We start from the raw sequence: 20,618 nt of genomic DNA on the forward strand, positions 1-20,618 counted from the left end.
TAGCCTCCTCACGCTGCGAGGGGTTGGGATGCGGGCGCGGGGCGCCCGAACAGGAGGTCGTCGCGGTGCTCGGCGATCGAGGCGCCGGTGCGGATCAGCTCCTTGCACCAGCCCTGCTCGGCGATGTCGCCGACGAAGACCGCGCCCAGCAGCCGGTCCTCGGCGACGACGAGCTTGCGGTAGAGGCCGAGGCCGGGATCCGACATCAGCACGGTCTCGGCCCCCTCCGGCGCCTCGATCTGGCCGGCGGAGAACACGGGCAGGCCCGAGACCTTGAGGCTGGTGGAGAGGGCGGTGCCGAGATAGGCCGCGTCCTCGCCCATGAGGTGGCGGCTCAGGGCCTCGGCCTGCTCGTAGGCGGGCTCCACGAGGCCATAGACCTGGCCCCGGTGCTCGGCGCACTCCCCCAGCGCGGAGATGCGGGCATCCGACGACTGCATCCGATCGTCCACCAGGATGCCGCGCGCGGTCGCGATCCCGGCATTCTGGGCCAGCGCCACGTTGGGCCGCACGCCCACCGACATCACCACGAGGTCGGCCGGCAGCACGGTGCCGTCGGACAGGATCAGGCGCTCGACCCGGCCCTCCCCCTCGACCGACGCGGTGTCGGCCTTGAGGAGCACCCTGACGCCGCGCGCCTCCATGGCCCGCTTCACCAGGCCGGCGGCGGCGTGGTCGAGCTGGCGCTCCATCAGCCGGTCCATGACGTGCAGGAGCGTGGTGTCGACGCCGAGCCGCGCAAGGCCGACGGCGGCTTCCAGGCCGAGGAGCCCGCCGCCGATCACGATGGCCCGGGCGTGCTCCACCGCCGCCCGGCGGATGGCGGCCACGTCCGCGAGGTCGCGGAAGGTCAGCACGCCGGGCAGGTCCATGCCGGGCTTGGCCAACCGGATCGGTAGGGAGCCCACCGCGAGCACGAGCCGGTCGAAGGGCAGGACGTGGGTCTCGCCGACGATCACGAGGCCGTTCTCGCGGTCGACCGCGGTCACCGGCGCGCCGGTGATCAGGCGGATGCCGTGATCGGCGTACCAGTCGAGGCCCCGAAAGGCGCAACCGGCCTCGTCGACCTCGCCGCCCAGCAGCGAGGAGAGCAGCACGCGGTTGTAGGCCGCCTGCGGCTCCGCCCCGACGACGGTGACGTCGTACAGGCCCGGCGCCCGCTCGGTCAGGCGCTCCAGGAAGCGCAACGACGCCATGCCGTTGCCGATCACCACCAGCCGTTCCCGCATCGCTCGCGATCCGTCCGTCAGGCCGCGATGGCGGGCTTGGCGTGGCGCGCGTAGAGGAACTCCAGCACCTCGGCGCGGGCGTGGGTGTAGGTCGCGTCCTCCACGAGATCGAGGCGGCGGCGCGGCCGCTCGAGGTCGACGGTCAGGATCTCGCCCACCGTGGCCGAGGGGCCGTTGGTCATCATCACGATGCGGTCGGAGAGGAGCACCGCCTCGTCGACGTCGTGGGTGATCATGATCACGGCGTTCTTCAGCCGGGCATGGATGTCCATCAGCGAGTCCTGGAGATGGGCGCGGGTGAGCGCGTCCAGGGCCCCGAAGGGCTCGTCGAGGAGCAGCACCTTCGGCTCCATGGCGAGGGCGCGGGCAATGCCGACGCGCTGCTTCATGCCGCCCGAGATCTCGCTCGGGCGCCGGTCGGCGGCGTGGGTCATGTTCACGAGCGCCAGGTTGTGGTCGATCCAGGCGTTGCGCTCGGCCTTCGACTTCTTGCCCTTGAAGACCTTGTCGACGGCGAGCGCCACGTTCTCGCGCACGGTGAGCCAGGGCAGGAGCGAGTGGTTCTGGAACACCACGGCCCGGTCCGGGCCGGGGCTGTTCACCTCTTTGCCTTCGAGGAGCACGCCGCCGGTGGAGGCCTTGAGCAGGCCGGCCACGATGTTGAGCACCGTCGACTTGCCGCAGCCCGAATGCCCGATCAGCGAGACGAACTCGCCCTTGTCGATCTTCACGCTGACGTCGCGCAGGACCTCGTTGGTGCGGCCCGCGCGGGTGAAGCTGATGCCGACGTTCTCGATGCTGAGATAGCTCATGGGAATCCCTCCTCAGGCCGTCGCGGTGCCGCGGGTGACCAGGGTGCCGACGAAGGCGACGAAGCGGTCGAGGATGAAGCCGATGATCCCGACATAGACGAGGGCGACGATGATCTCGGAGATGTGGGAGGAGTTCCACGCGTCCCAGATGAAGAAGCCGATGCCGACGCCGCCGATGAGCATCTCGGCCGCCACGATGGCGAGCCAGGACAGGCCGACGCCGATGCGCAGGCCGGTGAAGATGTAAGGGGCCGCCGAGGGCAGCATGATCTTGGCGAAGAACTCCAGCGGGTTCAGGCGCAGCACCGCCGCCACGTTGCGGTAGTCCTGCGGGATGTTCCGGATGCCCACCGCCGTGTTGATGATGATCGGCCAGATCGACGTGATGAAGATCACGAAGATCGCGGAGGGCTGTCCGTCCCGGAACGCGGCGAGCGACAGCGGGAGCCAGGCCAGCGGCGGGATCGTGCGCAGGACCTGGAAGATCGGGTCGAGGCCGCGCATGGCCCATTCCGACTGCCCGATCAGGGTGCCGGTGAGGATGCCCACGACGGTGGCCAGGGCGAAGCCGAGGGCGACGCGCTGGATGCTGGCGGAGATGTGCCAGAACAGACCCTTGTCGGTACCGCCGTTGTCGTAGAACGGGTGGGCGATGATGTCCCAGGCCTCGGTGACGACGCGCGACGGCGGCGGCAGGCCGGCGCCGGGGCGCGAGCAGAGCATCTCCCAGATCACCAGGAACGCGATCAGCACCACGACCGGCGGGATCAGGTTCTTGGCGATGGTGTTCAGGGTGGCCATCGTGACGAGGGGCGCCCGCTTCGGCTTGGCCGGCGCGGCGGCGGCGCTGGCCGCGAGGGTGGTGGTGTTGGCCATCACGCGATCCTCTTGATGCCGAGGCTGGACAGGTAGGCGGCGGGATCGGCCGGATCGAAGACCTTGCCGTCGAAGAAGGTCTCCTTTCCGCGGGAGGTGGAGGCCGGGATCGCGGTGACGCCGAGGGCCTTGGCCGCCTCGCGCCAGAGGTCTTCGCGGTTCACCTTGGCGATCAGCGCCTTGGTGTCGGTCTGCGCGTCGAACTTGCCCCAGCGGATGTCCTCGGTGAGGAACCAGAGGTCGTGAGACTGGTAGGGATACGAGGCGTTGTCGTTCCAAAACTTCATCACGAAGGGGCTGTTCTCGACCACGCGGCCGTCGCCGTAATCGATCGTGCCCTTGATGCGGCCGGCGACGTCCGAGACCGGGACGTTCATCCACTGGCGCTTGGCCGCGATGGCGGCGACCTCGTCCTTGTTCTCGGGCCGGTCGCACCAGGCCTGCGCTTCCAGCACCGCCATCAGCAAAGCCTTGGTGGCGTTCGGGTACTTCTCCGTGAAGGAGGCCCGCATGGCGAAGGCCTTCTCGGGGTGGTCCTTCCAGAGTTCGCCGGTGGTGAGCGCGGTGTAGCCGAGGCCCTGCTGCACCAGCTGGGCGTTCCACGGCTCGCCGACGCAGAAGCAGTCCATCGTGCCGACCTTCATGTTCGCCACCATCTGGGGCGGCGGCACGACGATGGTCTCGATGTCCTTGTCCGGGTCGATGCCGCCGGCGGCCATCCAGTAGCGGATCCAGAGGTCGTGGGTGCCGCCCGGGAAGGTCATGGCCGCCTTGACCGACTTGCCGGCGGCCTTCTTCTTCTCGATCGCCGCCTTGAACACCTTGGCGTCCAGGGCAACCTTCTGGTCGAGGTATTCCTTGGCGACCGAGATGCACTGGCCGTTGGTGTTGAGCCGGGCCAGGATCTGCATCGGCACGGGCACGTTGTTCTGCGTCACCCGTCCGGCCGAGATCAGGTAGGGCATCGGCGTCAGGATGTGGGCGCCGTCGATGCCGTTGCCTTCGGAGCCGAGGACGAGGTTGTCGCGGGTGGTGCCCCAGCTCGCCTGCTTGAGCACCTCGACGTCGGGCATGCCGTGCTTGGCGAAGAAGCCCTTCTCCTTGGCCACGAAGAGCGGGCTCGCGTCGGTGAGGGCGATGAACCCGAGCTTGGCGCCCTTCACCTCGGGGCCGGCCCCCTGCGCGAAGGCGCCCCCCGGCAGGGCCGTGCGGGCGAGGGCCGCCAGGGACAGCGTCGCGGCGGCCCCCTTCAGGAGGTCACGGCGGTTGTTGCGGACACCGTCAGTCATCGAACCCGAAACCCTCGCAATCATGGACATCCGCCAAAGAAAAAAACCGCCGACCAAGCACATCCATCGAACGCACGATCGGCGTTCCGTGGGGGACTCGGGTCAGCGGCTCTGCCGACGGATAAGGCTCGTCATCGTTGGCGAGCCCCCGATGCTTTGCACGGGGCGTGCCAAGTCTGGTACGGCCGCCGGACCATTGCGATGCCGGGCATCCCGGATGCGCTCCAACCGGTTCCGATCAAAGGTTTTTGTCAGAAACGTCTCAGCGGCCGCCTTCGGTTTCGGAGCCCGTGCGGATGCGAGAAACCAGGCCGGACCGCGAGATCGGCCGCCCGGTCTGCCTGCCTGCGCGCCACGCGCTGCGCTGCACAATCCGCGGGCACCCTGCCGATGCCCGCGGCAGCGGCCTCTCAGCCGGCGGCTGCGTACAGGTCGGGCCGGTAGATCGCCCGGGCACGGGCGGACAGGGCGGGCGTGGGCGTGATCTGACCGGCCTGTCCCATCTGGTCGAGGAGCCAGTCGGCCTGGTCGGGAACCGGCCGCTCGGCCGCGGCGCCGAACACGACGAAGCGCGACGCGGGCCGCTCGGTCCCGTCCGGATCGACCACCACGGTGCCGGCCAGGGCCCGGCGGACGAGGCCCGGATCGATGCCGAGATGGCTCGGATGGGCGAGCAGGCTTGCCAGCTCGCCCCGGTTCTCGGCCGCCGCGCACCAGCGCCCGGCCCGACGCACCGCGCGGACCAGGGCCGCACTCGTCTCCGCCGCATAGGCTGGCAGCGCCAGCACCTTTTCCGGGCAGTCCGGGGCCAGTTCGCAGCCGAGGGCGACGATGCGGCCGTATCCCTCGGCCACAGACACGCTGTTCCAGGGGCTGCCGGCGCAGAACCCGTCGATCTGCCCGGAGCGCAGGGCCTGGGCGATCCAGGGCGGCGGGATCACCACCAGCCGGGTCGCGGCGTCGAGGTCGAGCCCGCCGCGGGCCGCGAACATCCGGAGCTGGTAGGTGTGGCACGAGAAGGGGTGCACGGTGCCCAGCGTCAGGGGTCGACCCTGTGTGACCCGCACGCGTGCGACACGGGAAAACGCGCGTGCCATCGAGTCGAGATCGTCGGCCTCCGGCGCCATCTCGGCCCAGAGCGGGCGCGAGACCGTGACCGCATTGCCGTTGAGGCTGAGCCCGAGGGGCACCACCAGGTCGGTCTCCGGCCCGCTGATGCCGAGGGCGCTGGCGAGGGCGAGGGGCGCCAGCATGTGCGCGCCGTCGAGGTGCCCGAGCGCCAGCTTGTCCCGGAGCGTCGCCCAGGAGGGCTCACTGACGAGGTCCACCGCCAGGCCTTCGGCGGCGGTGAAGCCCCCCTCCACGGCGGCGATCAGGGGCGCCGCGTCGATGAGCGGCACGTATCCGAGAGCGAGTCTCATCGGGGCAGGCCTCTCATCCCAGGAGATCCGCCGCGGTCACGATGGCGCGGGCGATGTCGGCGATTTTCCGCTTCTCGTTCATGGCCTTGCGCCGCATCGTCCGGTAGGCCTCCTCCTCCGAGAGGCCTTTGGCCGTCATCAGGATACCCTTGGCCCGCTCGATGAGCTTGCGGTCGGCGAGCTCACCCCGCGCCTCCGACAATTCGCGTTGCAGCCGCGCGAAGGCGTTGAAGCGCAGGATCGCCACGTCGAGGATCGAGCGGATGCGCTGCGGCTGCAATCCGTCGACGACGTAGGCGGAAATGCCCGCATCCATCGCCGCCTGCATCATCGGCACGTCCGAGCGGTCGACGAACATCGCCACCGGCCGCTCCACGTGTCGGGACAGGCCCGACATCTGCTCCAGGATGTCCCGGCTCGGGCTCTCCAGGTGGATCACGACCACGTCCGGGTTCAGGGCCGCCACCCGGGCCGGCAGGTCGGCGGTGTCGGGCAGGACCACGACGCGGGTGAAGCCCGCCGCCATGAGGCCCTCCTCGAGGATCGCGGCGCGGGCACGGCTCGGGTCGATTACGGCGACGGTCAGGGTCGGCTCGGTCATCGGTGTGCGGGGACGCGAATCGGGGTTGGGGCGGTCCCGGCAGGTCGCATGCCGGTCGAGGGGATGACAAGGCACATGACGCGGTGGGCGCGGGCGTGGCGTTCGGAAGGCGGGGAACCTGAGCGTCATCACCGGAAGAGCAAGCCGCATGCCCGGCGAAACATTACCGTTTGGAGAGGAAACAGCCCAGGTTCCGCCGCAAACGGCCCGGCTAATGGCGCTGGCGATCGGACCGGTTGCTGAAACGCACAGCGAGGTGCCCCGGATGTCAGGCTGCACGCCCCCCGATCAGACGGCGTTCGAATCGGGTTCCGCGCGTGGCGTGACGCCGCCCCTCCTGCCGACGCTGGCCATGGCGGTGATCCTCGGGGCAGCCTCCTATCTCTGCCACGAGCCGGCCCCTGTGGCACCGGCCTCAGTTCCGGCGACAGCGGTGGCTGCCGCACCGGAGGCGACGGCGGTGGCGCCCTTCATCCCGGCCCCTCTTGCCTTCCAGTCCCAGTTCCCACTGGTCATCGTCGCCCAGGCCGAGCCCGCCGCCCAAGCCCACAGGACCGTGCCTCGGCCTGCCCGCCTCGCCGCTCCGCGCGGGTTCGAGCATCCCCGCCTTGCAGCCGCCAAGGTCGCGCCGACCACCGACAAGGCGCCGCAGGTTTCCGAGAGGGCACCGCAGGCCCCAGCGAGACCGCCGCAGGTTCGCGAGAAGGCCCTGCCCTTCGCGGCCGAGGCCGAGGTCTCGCATGCCGCCACCGAGGGGGACGAGGGCGTGCTGCCCGGGATCGGCCTGCCTGACGCGACCTTGCCCGACCTCACCCTGCCGTTCGCGCCGACGATCCGCGCGGTGACCCAGGCGGGCGCCGCTGCCGGCGCCTTCATGGGCGCTAAGACCGCCGCCGCCGGTACCTTCGTGAGCGACCAGGGCGCGGCCCTCGGCGCGGAGACCGCAACCCTCGGTGCCGCCGTCTCCGGTTGGATCGGGCGCCTCCGCTGAACGCTTTCGAAGCGTTGGCGGGCCAGCAAAAGCGCCCCTGACCCTGGACCCTGCCGCCTTCGAAGACTACGTGGACGCTCAGCGATGCTGCGCGGCCCCGTGACGGTCGACGTCGCGAGGACGAGGACCTGGATGGCCGGACGGATCGAGGATTACGCGCTCGTCGGCGATGGCCGTACCGCTGCGCTGATCGCCCGCGACGGCAGCGTTGACTGGCTCTGTTGGCCCCGCTTCGATTCCGCCGCCTGCTTCGCCGCCCTGCTCGGCACGGAGGATCACGGCTACTGGAAGCTCGGCCCTATGGATGCGGCCGCCACGACGCGCCAGTATCGCGAGGGCAGCCTCGTCCTGGAGACCCGGCACGAGACCGCCGCCGGCGTCGTGCGGGTGACCGACTACATGCCGGCCAACGATGGCGCGCATCTCGTCAGGATCGTCGAGGGGCTCGAGGGGACCGTGCCCATGCGGATGCGCCTTCGCGTCCGCTTCGATTACGGATTGGCGGTGCCCTGGGTCTCGCACAACGAACTCGGTGATCTCCGCGCGATCTCCGGACCGCACAAGGTAGTGCTGCGCACCCTAGTGCCGACGTTCGGCCAGGATCAGACCACCGTCTCGGAATTCACGGTGGAAGCCGGTCAGAGCGTGGCCTTCACCCTGAGCTACGGGGCATCCCATGAGGACGACCCCGCGCCGATCCAGCCGCGCAAGGTGCTGTTCGAGACCGATCGCTACTGGCGCGACTGGTCCAGCCGCGCTGCTTCCGGCACACCCTGGGACGCGATCCTGAAGCGCTCGCTGCTCACCCTGAAGGCGCTGATCTACCAGCCGACCGGCGGCATCGTGGCCGCGCCCACCACGTCCCTGCCGGAGGATCTCGGCGGCGTACGCAACTGGGACTACCGGTTCTGCTGGCTGCGCGATTCCACCTTCACGCTGATCGCCCTGATGGATGGCGGCTACCTCGACGAGGCCCGCGCCTGGCGCGACTGGCTGGTGCGCGCCGTGGCTGGGAACCCGGAGCAGGCGCACATCCTCTACGGCATCGCCGGGGAGCGCATGCTGCCCGAGATCGAGCTCGATTGGCTGCCCGGCTACGAGAACTCGAAGCCCGTGCGCATCGGCAACGCGGCGGTGGAGCAGTTCCAGCTCGACGTCTACGGCGAAATCTTCGACGCGCTCTATCAGGCGCACCAACGCGGCCTCCAGGGCGATGCCGACGGCTGGCGCGTCGGCGAAGCGCTGCTGCGCCATCTCGAGAAGGTCTGGTGTACGCCCGACGAGGGCATCTGGGAGGTGCGCGGCGGACGCCGGCACTTCGTTCACTCGAAGGTCATGGCCTGGGTCGCCTTCGATCGGGCCATCCGTTCCTTCGAGGAGGCCGAGACCCGCGAGCAGGATGAGATTCGGACCACCGGTTTGAGCCACCGGCCCAAGGAGGCTCGTGACGTGCCGGTGGCGCGCTGGCGCGAGATCCGCGAGCAGATTCACGCGGAGGTCTGCGCCAAGGGCTTCGACCCTGAGCTGAACAGCTTCGTGCAGTCCTACGGTTCGAAGCGACTCGACGCGAGCCTGCTGCTCATCGCCCATATGGGCTTCCTGCCCCAGGACGACCCGCGGGTGGTCGGCACCGTGGAGGCCATCGGGCACACCCTGATGCGCGACGGCTTCGTGCTGCGCTACGACACCGAGAACCAGACCACCGACGGTCTGCCCGGCGACGAGGGCGCGTTCCTGCCCTGCTCGTTCTGGTACGCCGACAACCTCATCGGTCTCGGGCGCTGCGACGAGGCGCGTGCGCTGATCGAGAGGCTGATCGGCGTCTGCAACGATGTCGGATTGGTGGCGGAGGAGTATGATGTGAAGGCCCGGCGCCTCGTGGGCAACTTCCCGCAGGCTTTCAGCCACGTCACGCTGGTGAACACCATTCTCAACTACAGCCGGGCCAAGGGGCCGGCCAGGGAGCGGAGCAGCGGCTCTGCGGAAGCCGAATCTCCGGGTGCGACCACGCCTGCACCCCAACGGTGCGACGCCTGAGCGTTTCGGACGCTCCAGGCGAACAAGCCCACAGATGAAGGACGACGAGAGATGAGCGGAGCAGATACCAAGCCGAACGCGGCCCTGAGCGAGATCGACAAGCTCAGCATCGACACGCTCCGGACGCTCGCCATCGACGCGGTGCAGAAGGCCAATTCAGGCCATGCCGGCGCCCCTATGGCGCTGGCACCGGTGGCCTACACCCTATGGAACCGCTACCTGCGCTATGACCCGGCGCACCCGCACTGGCCCAATCGCGACCGCTTCGTGCTCTCGGCCGGTCACGCCTCGATGCTGCTCTACGGCCTGATCCATCTCGCCGGCGTGACCGAGAAGGACGGCGGCAACGCGCCCGCCCTGACCATCGACGACCTCAAGAATTTTCGCCAACTCGACAGCCGGACTCCCGGCCATCCCGAGTACCACTTCACCACCGGCGTCGAGACCACGACCGGTCCCCTCGGTCAGGGCGTGGCGAACTCCGTCGGCATGGCGATGGGCGGCCGCTTTCTCGGCGAGCGCCTGAATCGGCCCGACCTGCCGCTGTTCGACTACAACGTCTACGCCATCTGCTCGGACGGCGACCTGATGGAAGGCGTCGCCTCGGAGGCGGCCTCCATCGCCGGGCACCTGCGTTTGTCGAACCTGTGCTGGATCTACGACAACAACACCATCACGATCGAGGGCCACACCGAACTCGCCTTCTCCGAGGAGGTCGCGGCCCGCTTCCTTGCCTATGGCTGGCAGGTCCTGCGCGTGGCCGATGCCAACGATGTCCACGCGGTCTCGTCGGCTCTGGAGACCTTCCTCCAGTCCAGCGACCGCCCGACGTTGATCGTCGTCAACTCGATCATCGGCTACGGCGCGCCCAAGAAGCAGAACACCGCCAAGGCCCACTCGGACGCGCTCGGCGAGGACGAAGTCAAGGGGGCCAAGCGTACCTATGGCTGGCCCGAGGACGCGCAGTTCCTGGTGCCCGACGGGGTCTACGACAACTTCCGCAATGGCATCGGCAAGCGCGGTGCCGAACTCTACGCCACCTGGGAGGGCTTCTTCCACGAGGCCAAGGCCGCGGACCCGGTGCATGCCGAGGAACTCGATGCCTATCTCGAGGGCCGGTTGCCGGCCGGCTGGGACAAGGACATTCCGGTCTTCGAAGCGGACGCCAAGGGCCTTGCCACCCGTGAGTCCTCCGGGAAGGTGCTGAACGCCATCGCGCAGCACGTGCCGTTCATGCTGGGCGGCTCGGCCGATCTCGCGCCGTCCAACAAGACCAATCTCACCTTCGAGGGAGCCGGCTCTCTGACACCCTTCGAACCGGGTGGCCGCAACATCCACTTCGGTGTGCGCGAGCACGCGATGGGCTCGATCGTGAACGGCCTGGGCCTCGTCGGTCTGCGCGCCTACGGCGCCACCTTTCTGGTCTTCGCCGACTACATGCGCCCGCCGATCCGTTTGGCGGCCTTGATGGAGGTGCCGGTCTTCCACGTCTTCACGCACGATTCGATCGGCGTCGGCGAGGATGGTCCCACCCACCAGCCGGTGGAGCAACTGCTGACGCTGCGGGCGATCCCGGGGCTCGTCACCCTCCGCCCGGCGGACGCCAACGAGGTCGCGGAATCCTATCGGGTGATCATGAGCCTGAAGGATCAGCCGGCGGTGCTGGCGCTGAGCCGCCAGCCGCTGCCGACCCTGGACCGGTCGACGTACGCCGCGGCGTCCGGCACCGCCAAGGGGGCCTATGTCCTCGCCGATTGCGAGGGAACGCCAGAGGTCATCCTCATCGGCACGGGCTCGGAGGTACAGCTCTGTGTCTCGGCCTACGAGGCGCTGACGGCAGAGGGCGTCAAGGCCCGCGTCGTCTCGATGCCGTCCTGGGACCTGTTCGAGCGTCAGGACGAGGGCTACCGCAACAGCGTGCTGATCCCCGAGGTACTGGCCCGCGTCGCCGTCGAGCAGGGCTCGGTGATCGGCTGGGACCGCTTTGCGGGCTCGGCGGGCACGATCATCGGCATGCACACCTTCGGCTCCTCGGCGCCGATCAAGGACCTGCAGACGAAGTTCGGCTTCACCCCCGAGAAGGTGCTCCAGGCCGCCCGCGATCAGATCGCTCGACACAGGAAGTAGGCGGCGCGAACGTTTTCCCCTTCCCTTCTGGGGGAGGGCCGAGGGCCGAGTCGGCGCCGCCAGCTTCCCCCGCCGGTCAGCGTGACCGGCCCCACCCTACCATCCTCTCCGCCCCTCGTTGGGGGGAGATGCACAGAACCGGTGATGGATGTCGGCGACGGGGCTCCCCGCCCGGCGCCCGGACGACGAGGAGTTTCCCATGAACCCGCTCAAGGCTCTCTTTCCCGAACAGGGGCAGGCCGTGTGGCTCGATTTCGTCGCCCGCGGCTTCGTTGCGCAAGGCAAGCTGAAGGCTTTGGTGGACGAGGACGGCCTGCGTGGCGTCACTTCGAACCCCTCGATCTTCGAGAAGGCCATCGGCGGATCGTCGGAATACGACGACGCCCTGAAATCCGTGATGGATCAAGGCGATGCGCGCGTCATCGACCTCTACGAAGGTTGCGCGGTGGCCGACATCCAGGCCGCCGCCGATGTGCTGCGCCCGGTCTACGACGAGAGCGACGGCGCCGACGGCTACGTCAGTCTTGAGGTGTCGCCTTACTTGGCTCTCGACACCGAGGAGACCTTGGCCGAGGCCCGCCGCCTCCACGCGATGGTGGCCCGCGACAACCTGATGGTGAAGGTGCCGGCGACCCGGGAGGGCATTCCGGCGATCCAGGCCCTGACCGCGGACGGCATCAGCATCAACGTCACCCTTCTGTTCTCGGTCGACACCTACGAGGCGGTGGCCCGCGCCTTCATCGCCGGCCTGCAGGCCTTCGCGGCCAAAGGCGGTGACGTGTCGAAGGTCGCGAGCGTTGCGAGCTTCTTCATCAGCCGGATCGATGTCGCGGTCGACAAGGCCTTGGACGAGGCCGGCGGCTTCGACGACCTCAAGGGCAAGGTCGCCATCGCCAATGCCAAGCTCGCCTACCAGCGCTACAAGGTTATCCACGCCGAGCCGCAATGGCAGGCCCTCGCGCAGAAGGGTGCCAAGGCGCAGCGCCTGCTCTGGGCCTCGACGGGCGTGAAGAACAAGGCTTATTCCGACGTTCTCTACGTCGAGGCGCTGATCGGCCCCGATACCGTCAACACCATGCCGCCGGCCACCATGGACGCGTTCCGCGATCACGGTACCGTCAAGGCCGCCATCGAGAGCGACGTCTCGGGCGCGCAGGCCGTGATGGCGCGCCTCGCCGAGGCCGGCATCCACATCGAGACGGTCGCCGACACCCTGGTCGACGAGGGCGTGCAACTCTTCATCGACGCCGCCGATAAGCTCCTCAGTGCGGTGGCGGCCAAGCGCATCGACTTCCTGGGGCCGAAGCTCGACGCGCAGACTTTCGTGTTGGGCGAGACGCTCGGCGCCGCCGCCAAGAAGGCGGTCGAGGAGTGGCGCGCGTCCGGCAAGATCCGCCGGCTCTGGGCGCACGACAAGTCCGTTTGGAGCGGGACGGACGAAGACCGCTGGCTCGGCTGGTTGCGCATCGTCGAGGACGAGCTCGACCATGTCGCCGACTACGAGGCCTTTGCCGAGGACGTGCGGGCGGGCGGCTTCAGCGACGTCGTCGTTCTTGGAATGGGCGGCTCGAGCCTCGGCCCGGAAGTGCTCGCCGAGACTTACGGCAGCCGCGAGGGCTTCCCCCATCTGCGGATTCTCGACTCCACCGATCCGGATCAGGTCCGCGAGACGGAGGCCGCGATCAGCCTGCCGACCACGCTGTTCATCGTGGCGAGCAAGTCGGGCTCGACCCTCGAGCCCAACGTCTTCCGGGATTACTTCCTCGGCCGGATGAAGGAGACGGTGGGGGCCGACAAGGCCGGTGCCCATTTCGTCGCCGTCACCGACCCGGGTTCGGCCATGGAAAAGGCCGCGAAGACGGACAATTTCCGAAAGATCTTCTACGGCGTGCCGCAGATCGGCGGGCGCTACTCGGTCCTGTCGGCGTTCGGCCTCGTCCCGGCGGCGGCTTCAGGTATCGACGTGAGGACCTTCCTCGACACCGCCCGAACCATGGTCCGCTCCTGTGGCCCAGCCGTGCCGCCTGCCCAGAACCCGGGCGTGCTCCTCGGCACCGCCATGGGGGCGGCTGCGCTGAGCGCTGGCCGTGACAAGGTCACGATCGTCGCGTCCCCCGGCATCGACACCTTCGGCGCCTGGGCCGAGCAACTCATCGCCGAATCCACCGGCAAGGCGGGCAAGGGCCTGATCCCCATCGACGGCGAGCCCGTCGACGTACCCGCCGTCTACGGCCGCGACCGCTTCTTCGTCTACCTGCGCCTCGACGGCCGCGCCGATCCTCACCAGGACGAGGCGGTGCGCAACCTCGAGCGAGAAGGCCACCCGGTGGCGCACATCACCCTGGCCAACGAGGAGCAGCTGCCACAGGAATTCTTCCGCTTCGAGATCGCCACGGCGGTCGCGGGCGCGATGCTCGGTATCAATCCCTTCGACCAGCCCGACGTCGAGGCGAGCAAGATCGAGACGAAGAAGCTGTTCGATGCGGCCGAGAAGAGCGGTGCCCTGCCGGGCGAGACGCCGATCTTCGCCGACGAGACGATGGCCCTCTACGCGGATCCGTGCAATGCCGGCGCCCTGCCCCGGGCCACCGAAGGGCTCGAGGCGGCCATCGCGGCCCATCTCGCCCGGGCGAAGGACGGCGACTACGTCGCGCTCCTGGCCTATGTGGCCCGCAATCCCGGCCACCACGCGATCCTGCAGGAGGCCCGGGTGGCGCTGCGCGACACGCGCCGCCTCGCCACTTGCCTCGAATTCGGGCCGCGCTTCCTGCACTCCACCGGTCAGGCCTACAAGGGCGGGCCCGATACTGGCGTGTTCCTGCAGATCACGGCCGATCCCTCGGCGGATCTCGCGATTCCCGGTCGCAGCCTCGGTTTCGGCACGGTGGTGGCGGCCCAGGCCCGGGGCGATTTCGCGGTCCTGGCCGAGCGCAGACGCCGGGCCCTGCGCGTCCATATCAAGGGCGGTCAAGTCGAGGCCGGCCTGAAGCGCATCGCCGCGGCGATTCGAGCGGCGCTCTAGCATCGGCTCCAGGGCACCCCCGCCGGGGACCTCGAGAACCGCCCGCTTCCAACAGGGAGCGGGCGGTTCTTTGCCAAGGGAGCTGATCCGAAACGGACGCGGCGGCTCGGGCAGAGACGCGGCCGCGACCTACGACGCGAAGCCGTTGTCCCGTCCCCAGATGATGGCCTCGCCGCGGCGATGAATGCCGAGCTTCCGATAGAGTGCGGCAGCGTGGTTGCGCACGGTGTTGGGGGTCAGCCCCAGGCGCTTGGCGATGGCGCCGTCGCCGAGGCCCTGACAGATCAGGCGGAGCACCTCGCCCTCGCGGCGGGTGAGGTCGGGTCTGACCGGCGCTGGCTCCGACGAACTCGGATGACGCAGGCTGCCGAGCTTGTCGATCAGACCGCGGCTGAACCACGAGGTGTCGGCCATCACGGTCTCGATCGCATCGAACAATTCACGCTCGGAGCGCTTGCGATCGCTGATGTCCTGCAGCACCGCGAGGAGACAGGATTCGTCGCCGATGGTGACGCTCTCGGCCGAGACGAGGCAGTCGAGATCGATTCCATCGCGGCTGCGCAGGCAGGCCTCGAAGCCGAGAACGCTGCCTTGCGCGGCAAGGTCATGGCCGAAGCGCTCGCGCTGAGCGCCGTTGGCCCAAAGGCCGATCGCATCGAGTTCGTGCCCCACCACGGCGTCCTCCGCATGACCGAAGGTCCGCGTGAAGGCTTGGTTGATTCCGATCACGGCGAGGCCATCGGCCCGACACAGCAGAGTCGGAACGGGCGTGAGGCGGAACGCCGTCGCGAAGCGCTCCTCGCTGTGGCGCAGGGCTGTCTCGGCCTTCTTGCGCAATTCAAGATCGGCGAAGGTGAAGAGCATGCAGGGCTCGTCGCCCATGTCGATGGGCTGGCCTGCCACGATGACGAACCGGGTACCGCCGTCGGGCAAACGCAGGCAGGCCTCCATCTGCGGGATCGTCTCGCCCGCGTTGAGGCGTGCGATGGCCAAGTCCCGGCTGCGGGCCTCGTTGAGCACGTCGACCTCATAGACGCTGCGCCCGATGATGTCCGCGCTGCGATAGCCCGTCATTTCCAGGAAGCCGAGATTGACCTTCACGTGGCGGAGGTCTGACAGCCGGCAGATCACGGCCGGTGCCGGGTTCGCGTTGAATGTCTTCTCGAATCGTTCTTCGGCTGCGAATTGCGAGGTGACGTCGGCCAGGATCAGCACGAGGCAATCGGGCTTGCCCGCCGCATCCCTGATGATGAGGCTGCGGATGCGCTGCATCACATCGAATTCGGGCCGGTCCGTTCGTCGGACATTGACGATGACCTCATCGAAGGTCTCGCCGGCGAGAACGCGCTCGATCGGCGTGCGCGTGATGACGTGGTTGTTGCGGTAGCGCAGGACAAAGGTCTCGCGAAATGCCGAGACCGTTCCGCCCAGTTCGGCGAGGTCAGCCGCCCCGTGCATCGCGAGGGCGGCCGCATTGGCCCAGGCAATGCGCTGATCGGGCTCGATGAGGATCACGCCCTCGGAGAGCCCGGCGATGATTTGGTGCAGCTGAGAACGGTCGACACCCGTCGTCAAAGGTTTTGGCATCCTGTGTACAGAAGCGGCGCCGACACCGGAGAGGACGCCCGGGTGCGTCGGCGCCCCTCACGCGAACGAATCCGTTCGCCCGAGGAACAAACGCAGGAGCGTCCGACTCGTTGCCGAAATGTTCCGGGCCGGGAAGCGTGGCCGCTGCTTTGCATGCAATATTCCTGCTGAATGGGTTAGGCGGGAGATCGCGATGTGCCAAGGTGACGATCCGAGTTGTAGCCACTTTCCCGAGCACCGACGGCGCCTGCTGGGCGACCTCGAACCGGAGCGGCGGGCCTTCCTGAAGAGCGGCTTCGTCGCCTCGGGTGGCGCCGCCGCTCTGATGGCCGGTGGCCTCACGTTGCCCGGTGTCGCCCTTGCCCAGGCGAGCGCGCAGCGTGGCCCCAAGCGGACGGCGCATTACCACCTGCCGGCCACGGCCGAGACCGTGCATTGGGGCTATTTCAGCCGCAGCCTGAAACAGCAGATCGAGATCGATTCCGGCGATTACGTCACCATCGAAACCCTGACGCACCATGCCAACGACGATGCCGAGCGCATGGTCAACGGCGATCCCGGTGCAGAGAGCGTCTTTCTCTGGACAAAGGAGAAGAAGGGCGTCGCCCGGCGCGGGGCCGGCCCGGAGGACACCAAATTCGGACCCGGCGGCGGCCTCGGCGTGCATATCTGTACCGGCCCGGTGGCGATCCGTGGAGCCGAGCCCGGCGATGTCCTCGAGGTCCGCATCCTGGACGTGATGCCCCGCCCCTCGGCCAACCCGACCTTCAAGGGCCGCACCTTCGGGAGCAACGCCGCTGCGAACTGGGGTTACCACTACAAAGACATGATCACCGGTGATCGGCCCCGCGAGGTGGTGACGATCTACGAGGTCGATGCCACGGGCGCGCGCGACTGGGCACAGGCGGTCTACAGCTTTCGCTGGCCGGGCGTGACGGACCCGTCCGGTGTCGACCACCCGACCATCGACTATCCGGGCCTGCCGGTGGACCACACCCGCACGCAGCGTAATTTCGATGCGCTCAAGGGCTTCCGCGTGCCGATCCGACCGCATTTCGGGACAATGGGCTTGGCACCCAAGGAAGCCGAGATGGTGAACTCGATCCCGCCGAGCTACACCGGCGGCAACATCGACAACTGGCGCATCGGCAAGGGCGCGACCCTCTACTATCCTGTCGCCGTGCCGGGCGCCCTGTTCTCGGTGGGTGACCCCCATGCGAGCCAGGGCGATTCCGAACTCTGCGGCACCGCCATCGAGTGCTCGCTCACCGGCACCTTCCAGTTCATCCTGCACAAGAAGGCGGACCTTCCGGGCACGGCCCTCGAGACCCTCGATTTCCCGATGATCGAGACGGCCGAGGATTGGGTGCTCTCGGGCTTCAGCTACCCGAACTATCTGGCCGATCTCGGGCCCGACGCGCAGACCGCGATCTTCGCCCAATCCTCCATCGACCTCGCCATGCGCGATGCCTTCCGCAAGATGCGCCGGTTCCTGATGCATGGACACGGACTGACCGAGGACGAAGCGATCTCCCTCATGTCCGTCGCGGTGGATTTCGGCATCACTCAGGTGGTGGACGGCAATTGGGGCGTCCACGCCATCGTGAAGAAATCGATCTTCCCGGTGCGAGTAACCTGATCCGCAGCCTTCGCGCCGGTCAGAGTCGACCGGCGCGCACGGACAGGGGCCAGCGGATGTCCCGCTGCACGGTGGGGGCGCCCCAGGCCGCGGCCAGGGCATCCTGGAATGCCGTGATGAGCGCCCGGCCCAACGCCGTTTCCAATGCCCGGACCGCCGACCAGGTCTCCGTGTAGCCGATCAGCTCGGAGCGTCCCCAGGACAGCCTGATGGCAAGTTCTGGCATCGCAACGGCCGGGAAGGGGAACGGGAGCGTGCGATAGCCGTCTTCGACGTGGCGGCGCTCGGGCGGCCAATAGGGGCCGAGGGTTCCGCCATAGAAGCGCTGCGTCACGGCATCGATCGCCGCATCATCGATGTGCAGCACCCAGTATGTGATGAGCGCCAGGATGCGCGACCCGTCGCACCTCGGTGTAGAAGGTCGGGAGTTCGAGCCAGTGGGCTGCCTGCGCGACCGGCACGAGGTCGCGCGCACCGCCGGCTGACCGCTCCGCTCGGCGGGCGCCACGCTGTAGGCGACGCGGGCATGCGGCCTCGCAGGGGCAACCTGCGCGGCGCTTGCATCCGCGGCGATGACGTGTTCAAATCGATCGGCAAGCAGGACTGAGAGCTGCCCGGTGCCACAGGCGCAATCGAGGGTCACGGACTGCCCCGGCGCGGCATCCGCGAGCGCATCGGCTAGGGCCCCCTGATTAGGTCCGTCGGTGCGCTGCATACTCGGCCGCATGGGCCGAAAAATGATCCTGGAAACACGTCATCGCTGTCAGGCCCTTCTGACTCAAGGGGCCGCCCCGAACCGACCGGGGCGGGTCCCGGTCGCGAGCGCCACGTTCCGAGCGAGAGGCTTGAGCCCGCGATCCGGGCGGTCCGGCGGCTCCCGGTCTTTGCTCGGGGATGTCTCGACCGCACAGACAGATTAACCGAGGCGGAGCCACGGCTCTCGCTGCGGCCTCCCAGCTCGTGCCCTCCGAACGAAGTTATACGGAGCCTGGGCTCAGAACCGGGGCCGGCCCCTCGGAGACGTCGCCCCGAGTTGCCGACTTCGATCGCATGCGTCAGCAGCTCAGGCGCCGACCTTCCCGACGGCCGAAGACCCGATAATGTGCGGCGCCGGATTCCATCTGGCCGCGATTGACGGCCCGGCGGACATCGGGGTTGCAGCGCAGGTATTCGGCCTCGTCGAAGCCATAGTCCCGTCGGCCGGAGCCGCGGCCGCGGTCCCGGAAATCGCCATCGCGATCGCGATATCCGTCGTCCCTACCCCGATATCCGTCGTCGCGGCCGCGATAGCCGTCTTCGTATCCGCGGTAGGGCTGGGCCAGGACAGGGCTCACCGAGCCGAGGACCGTCAGCCCCAGAACCGCCGCTGCACAGAGTGACTTCATGTCCGTAATTCTCCTTGCCGGACGCGGAAAACGGTTCCGCTTGTGTTTTGGTTCAATCCGCTGCGACGATCCGGCCTTCGAGGCCGAACAGGCGACCGAGACCGCGCACCCTGTTGAGGATCCGATCACCGGGAAGGGAACCCAGGTCCGCAGGAAGGGTCAGCGTCACCCGGCCACTCTCGATGGTGACGGGAATCCGCCCGAGGGCTCCCGCCATGCCGGCCGAGAGCGGAAAGGCGAGGCGCAGCAGGGCGCCGAGCAGACGGGCGCGCTCGAACAGGCGGGGGCCCGCCAGGTTGCGCAGCATCGGGCTCGCCTTCTCGGGGGCGATTCCCTCGTGGCGGAAGTAGATGGCCAGTGCCAGATAGGCCCGGCCTGGATGGTCGATCCCGACGAAAGCCGCGTGGGTGATCACGTTGACGCTCTGCTCGCCGCGGTAATCCGGGTGCGCCCGCCAGCCGATATCGGACAGGAGGCAGGCTGCGTGGCGCAGGCGACGCTCGTCGGCAGTCTCCGGTTGATCGAGGCTGGCGATGAAGCGGTCGCTCCAGGTGATGAGGTCCTCCGCATGGCCCGGCGAGCGGGCACGCAAGGTGTTCAATTCGGCCGCCGCCGCCAGCAGCGGGTCGGCAAGGCGTGCGTCGCGGTCGAGCTGCTCGTAGAGCAGGCCCTCGCGCACGCCGCTGGCGGAGACGGCGAGCTCGCGCGGACGTCCGATCCGGATGATCTCTTCCAGCACCACGGCCCCGTAAGCGAGGAGGGGACGGCGCGCTTCGGAGACGCTCTCCACATCCTGCAGCAGGGCCGCGTCGGTGCGCTCCACCACTTCGAGGAAGTTCAGCTCGTCCGACGGCTCGACGCTGTAGCCGTGCATGACGTGCAGCGGGTATCCCCGGGCCGATTGGTGCAGCCGCGCGAGCGCGCGCCACGTCCCCCCGACGGCGTAGAAGCTGCGCCCGCGCAGGGTCTCCAGCTGGGGCGCCGCCTTCTTCAGGTTCTCCCGGACGATCTTGAGGGCCTTCTTGACCGAGCCGCCCGAGAGATCCTGGAGGGCAAGGCCGCCGAGCGGCATCGTCACGCCCATCCCCACCGTGGCCCCGCGCACATCCACCAGTTCCAGGGAGCCCCCGCCGAGGTCGCCCACGACCCCGTCGGGCGCGTGGAAGCCCGAGATGACGCCGAGCGCCGAGAGCTCGGCCTCGCGCCGGCCGGAGAGCAGTTCGATGCGCTGGCCGCAGGCGGCTTCCGCCGCGGCGAGAAATTCCTGGCCGTTCTCGGCGTCGCGCGCGGCGGCGGTGGCCAGCACGAAGGTGCGCGACACGCGCATGGTTTCGCACAGCACGCGGAAGCGCGCGAGCGCGACCAGTGCCCGGCGCACCGCCTCCTCGTTGAGGCGGCCCGTGGAGAGCACGTTGCGGCCGAGGCCGCACAGCACCTTCTCGTTATAGAGCGGAGTGGGCGCCCGGGTCAGGCCGTCATAGGCGACGAGCCGTACCGAGTTCGAGCCGATGTCGATGATCGCCACCGGCTCGATGTGGTCCCCGGCCCCGGACAAGGGGATGCCCTGGACGGGCGCGGGGCGGGCTGGGTCGAGGCCCATGC

The 20,618-nt window shown here is 68.6% G+C and carries 15 protein-coding genes; 5 read left to right on the forward strand and 10 right to left on the reverse strand.

Translation table 11 applies throughout. The annotated features are described in order from the left end of the window. Window positions 1-8: 8 nt before the first annotated feature. From ASG51_RS17505 to ASG51_RS17530, 6 genes are all read right to left on the reverse strand, one after another. Window positions 9-1,229: an FAD-dependent oxidoreductase gene (locus ASG51_RS17505; RefSeq protein ID WP_056350654.1), complete on the reverse strand. Its 1,221-nt coding sequence runs from the start codon at window positions 1,227-1,229 to the stop codon at window positions 9-11. Window positions 1,230-1,246: 17 nt separating this feature from the next. Continuing rightward, a complete protein-coding gene (locus tag ASG51_RS17510; RefSeq protein ID WP_056272007.1) occupies window positions 1,247-2,041 on the reverse strand; it encodes an ABC transporter ATP-binding protein in 795 nt (264 codons plus the stop codon). A gap of 12 nt (window positions 2,042-2,053) precedes the next feature. Next, window positions 2,054-2,917, reverse strand: a complete 864-nt coding sequence (gene ntrB, locus ASG51_RS17515) for a nitrate ABC transporter permease (RefSeq protein ID WP_056213565.1) — start codon at window positions 2,915-2,917, stop codon at window positions 2,054-2,056. Further along, complete coding sequence (locus ASG51_RS17520) at window positions 2,917-4,206, reverse strand: CmpA/NrtA family ABC transporter substrate-binding protein (RefSeq protein WP_056382167.1); 1,290 nt, start codon at window positions 4,204-4,206, stop codon at window positions 2,917-2,919. The genes ntrB and ASG51_RS17520 overlap by 1 nt, the downstream gene beginning before the upstream one ends. Before the next feature lie 410 nt (window positions 4,207-4,616). Continuing rightward, entirely contained in the window at window positions 4,617-5,627 is a 1,011-nt protein-coding gene (locus tag ASG51_RS17525) for a CmpA/NrtA family ABC transporter substrate-binding protein (protein WP_056350651.1), read from the reverse strand. A 13-nt stretch (window positions 5,628-5,640) separates the two neighbouring features. Then, a complete protein-coding gene (locus ASG51_RS17530; protein ID WP_056213559.1) occupies window positions 5,641-6,228 on the reverse strand; it encodes an ANTAR domain-containing protein in 588 nt (195 codons plus the stop codon). Window positions 6,229-6,550: 322 nt separating this feature from the next. On the opposite strand from ASG51_RS17530, the gene ASG51_RS17535 reads away from it, so the two are divergent. From ASG51_RS17535 to ASG51_RS17550, 4 genes are all read left to right on the forward strand, one after another. Continuing rightward, on the forward strand, window positions 6,551-7,219 hold the full coding sequence (locus ASG51_RS17535; RefSeq protein ID WP_156389777.1) for a hypothetical protein: 669 nt from the start codon (window positions 6,551-6,553) through the stop codon (window positions 7,217-7,219). Window positions 7,220-7,351: 132 nt separating this feature from the next. Further along, complete coding sequence (locus tag ASG51_RS17540; protein WP_056213624.1) at window positions 7,352-9,256, forward strand: glycoside hydrolase family 15 protein; 1,905 nt, start codon at window positions 7,352-7,354, stop codon at window positions 9,254-9,256. 51 nt (window positions 9,257-9,307) lie between these two features. Further along, window positions 9,308-11,383, forward strand: coding sequence for a transketolase (gene tkt / locus ASG51_RS17545; protein ID WP_056382172.1), 2,076 nt, complete (start codon window positions 9,308-9,310; stop codon window positions 11,381-11,383). 199 nt (window positions 11,384-11,582) lie between these two features. Next, window positions 11,583-14,405 carry a bifunctional transaldolase/phosoglucose isomerase gene (locus ASG51_RS17550; protein ID WP_056382362.1) on the forward strand — a complete coding sequence of 941 codons (2,823 nt, stop codon included), beginning with the start codon at window positions 11,583-11,585 and terminating at the stop codon, window positions 14,403-14,405. A gap of 129 nt (window positions 14,406-14,534) precedes the next feature. On the opposite strand, the gene ASG51_RS17555 is transcribed toward ASG51_RS17550, so the two are convergent. After that, window positions 14,535-15,980: a helix-turn-helix transcriptional regulator gene (locus ASG51_RS17555; protein ID WP_056382174.1), complete on the reverse strand. Its 1,446-nt coding sequence runs from the start codon at window positions 15,978-15,980 to the stop codon at window positions 14,535-14,537. A 205-nt stretch (window positions 15,981-16,185) separates the two neighbouring features. Between ASG51_RS17555 and ASG51_RS17560 the strand changes: the two genes are divergently transcribed. Further along, entirely contained in the window at window positions 16,186-17,631 is a 1,446-nt protein-coding gene (locus ASG51_RS17560) for an acetamidase/formamidase family protein (protein WP_056382176.1), read from the forward strand. Window positions 17,632-17,650: 19 nt separating this feature from the next. Here the strand turns inward: ASG51_RS17560 and ASG51_RS17565 are convergent, their stop codons facing one another. From ASG51_RS17565 to ppx, 3 genes are all read right to left on the reverse strand, one after another. Continuing rightward, on the reverse strand, window positions 17,651-18,358 hold the full coding sequence (locus tag ASG51_RS17565) for a methyltransferase domain-containing protein (RefSeq protein WP_244480183.1): 708 nt from the start codon (window positions 18,356-18,358) through the stop codon (window positions 17,651-17,653). Between the two features lie 328 nt (window positions 18,359-18,686). Next, window positions 18,687-19,016 carry a hypothetical protein gene (locus tag ASG51_RS17570; protein ID WP_056213546.1) on the reverse strand — a complete coding sequence of 110 codons (330 nt, stop codon included), beginning with the start codon at window positions 19,014-19,016 and terminating at the stop codon, window positions 18,687-18,689. Window positions 19,017-19,068: 52 nt separating this feature from the next. Then, a complete protein-coding gene (ppx, locus tag ASG51_RS17575) occupies window positions 19,069-20,616 on the reverse strand; it encodes an exopolyphosphatase (RefSeq protein WP_082487221.1) in 1,548 nt (515 codons plus the stop codon). Between the last annotated feature and the right edge of the window lie 2 nt (window positions 20,617-20,618).

This window comes from Methylobacterium sp. Leaf465 (genome assembly GCF_001424705.1).
Taxonomy (GTDB): Bacteria; Pseudomonadota; Alphaproteobacteria; order Rhizobiales; family Beijerinckiaceae; genus Methylobacterium.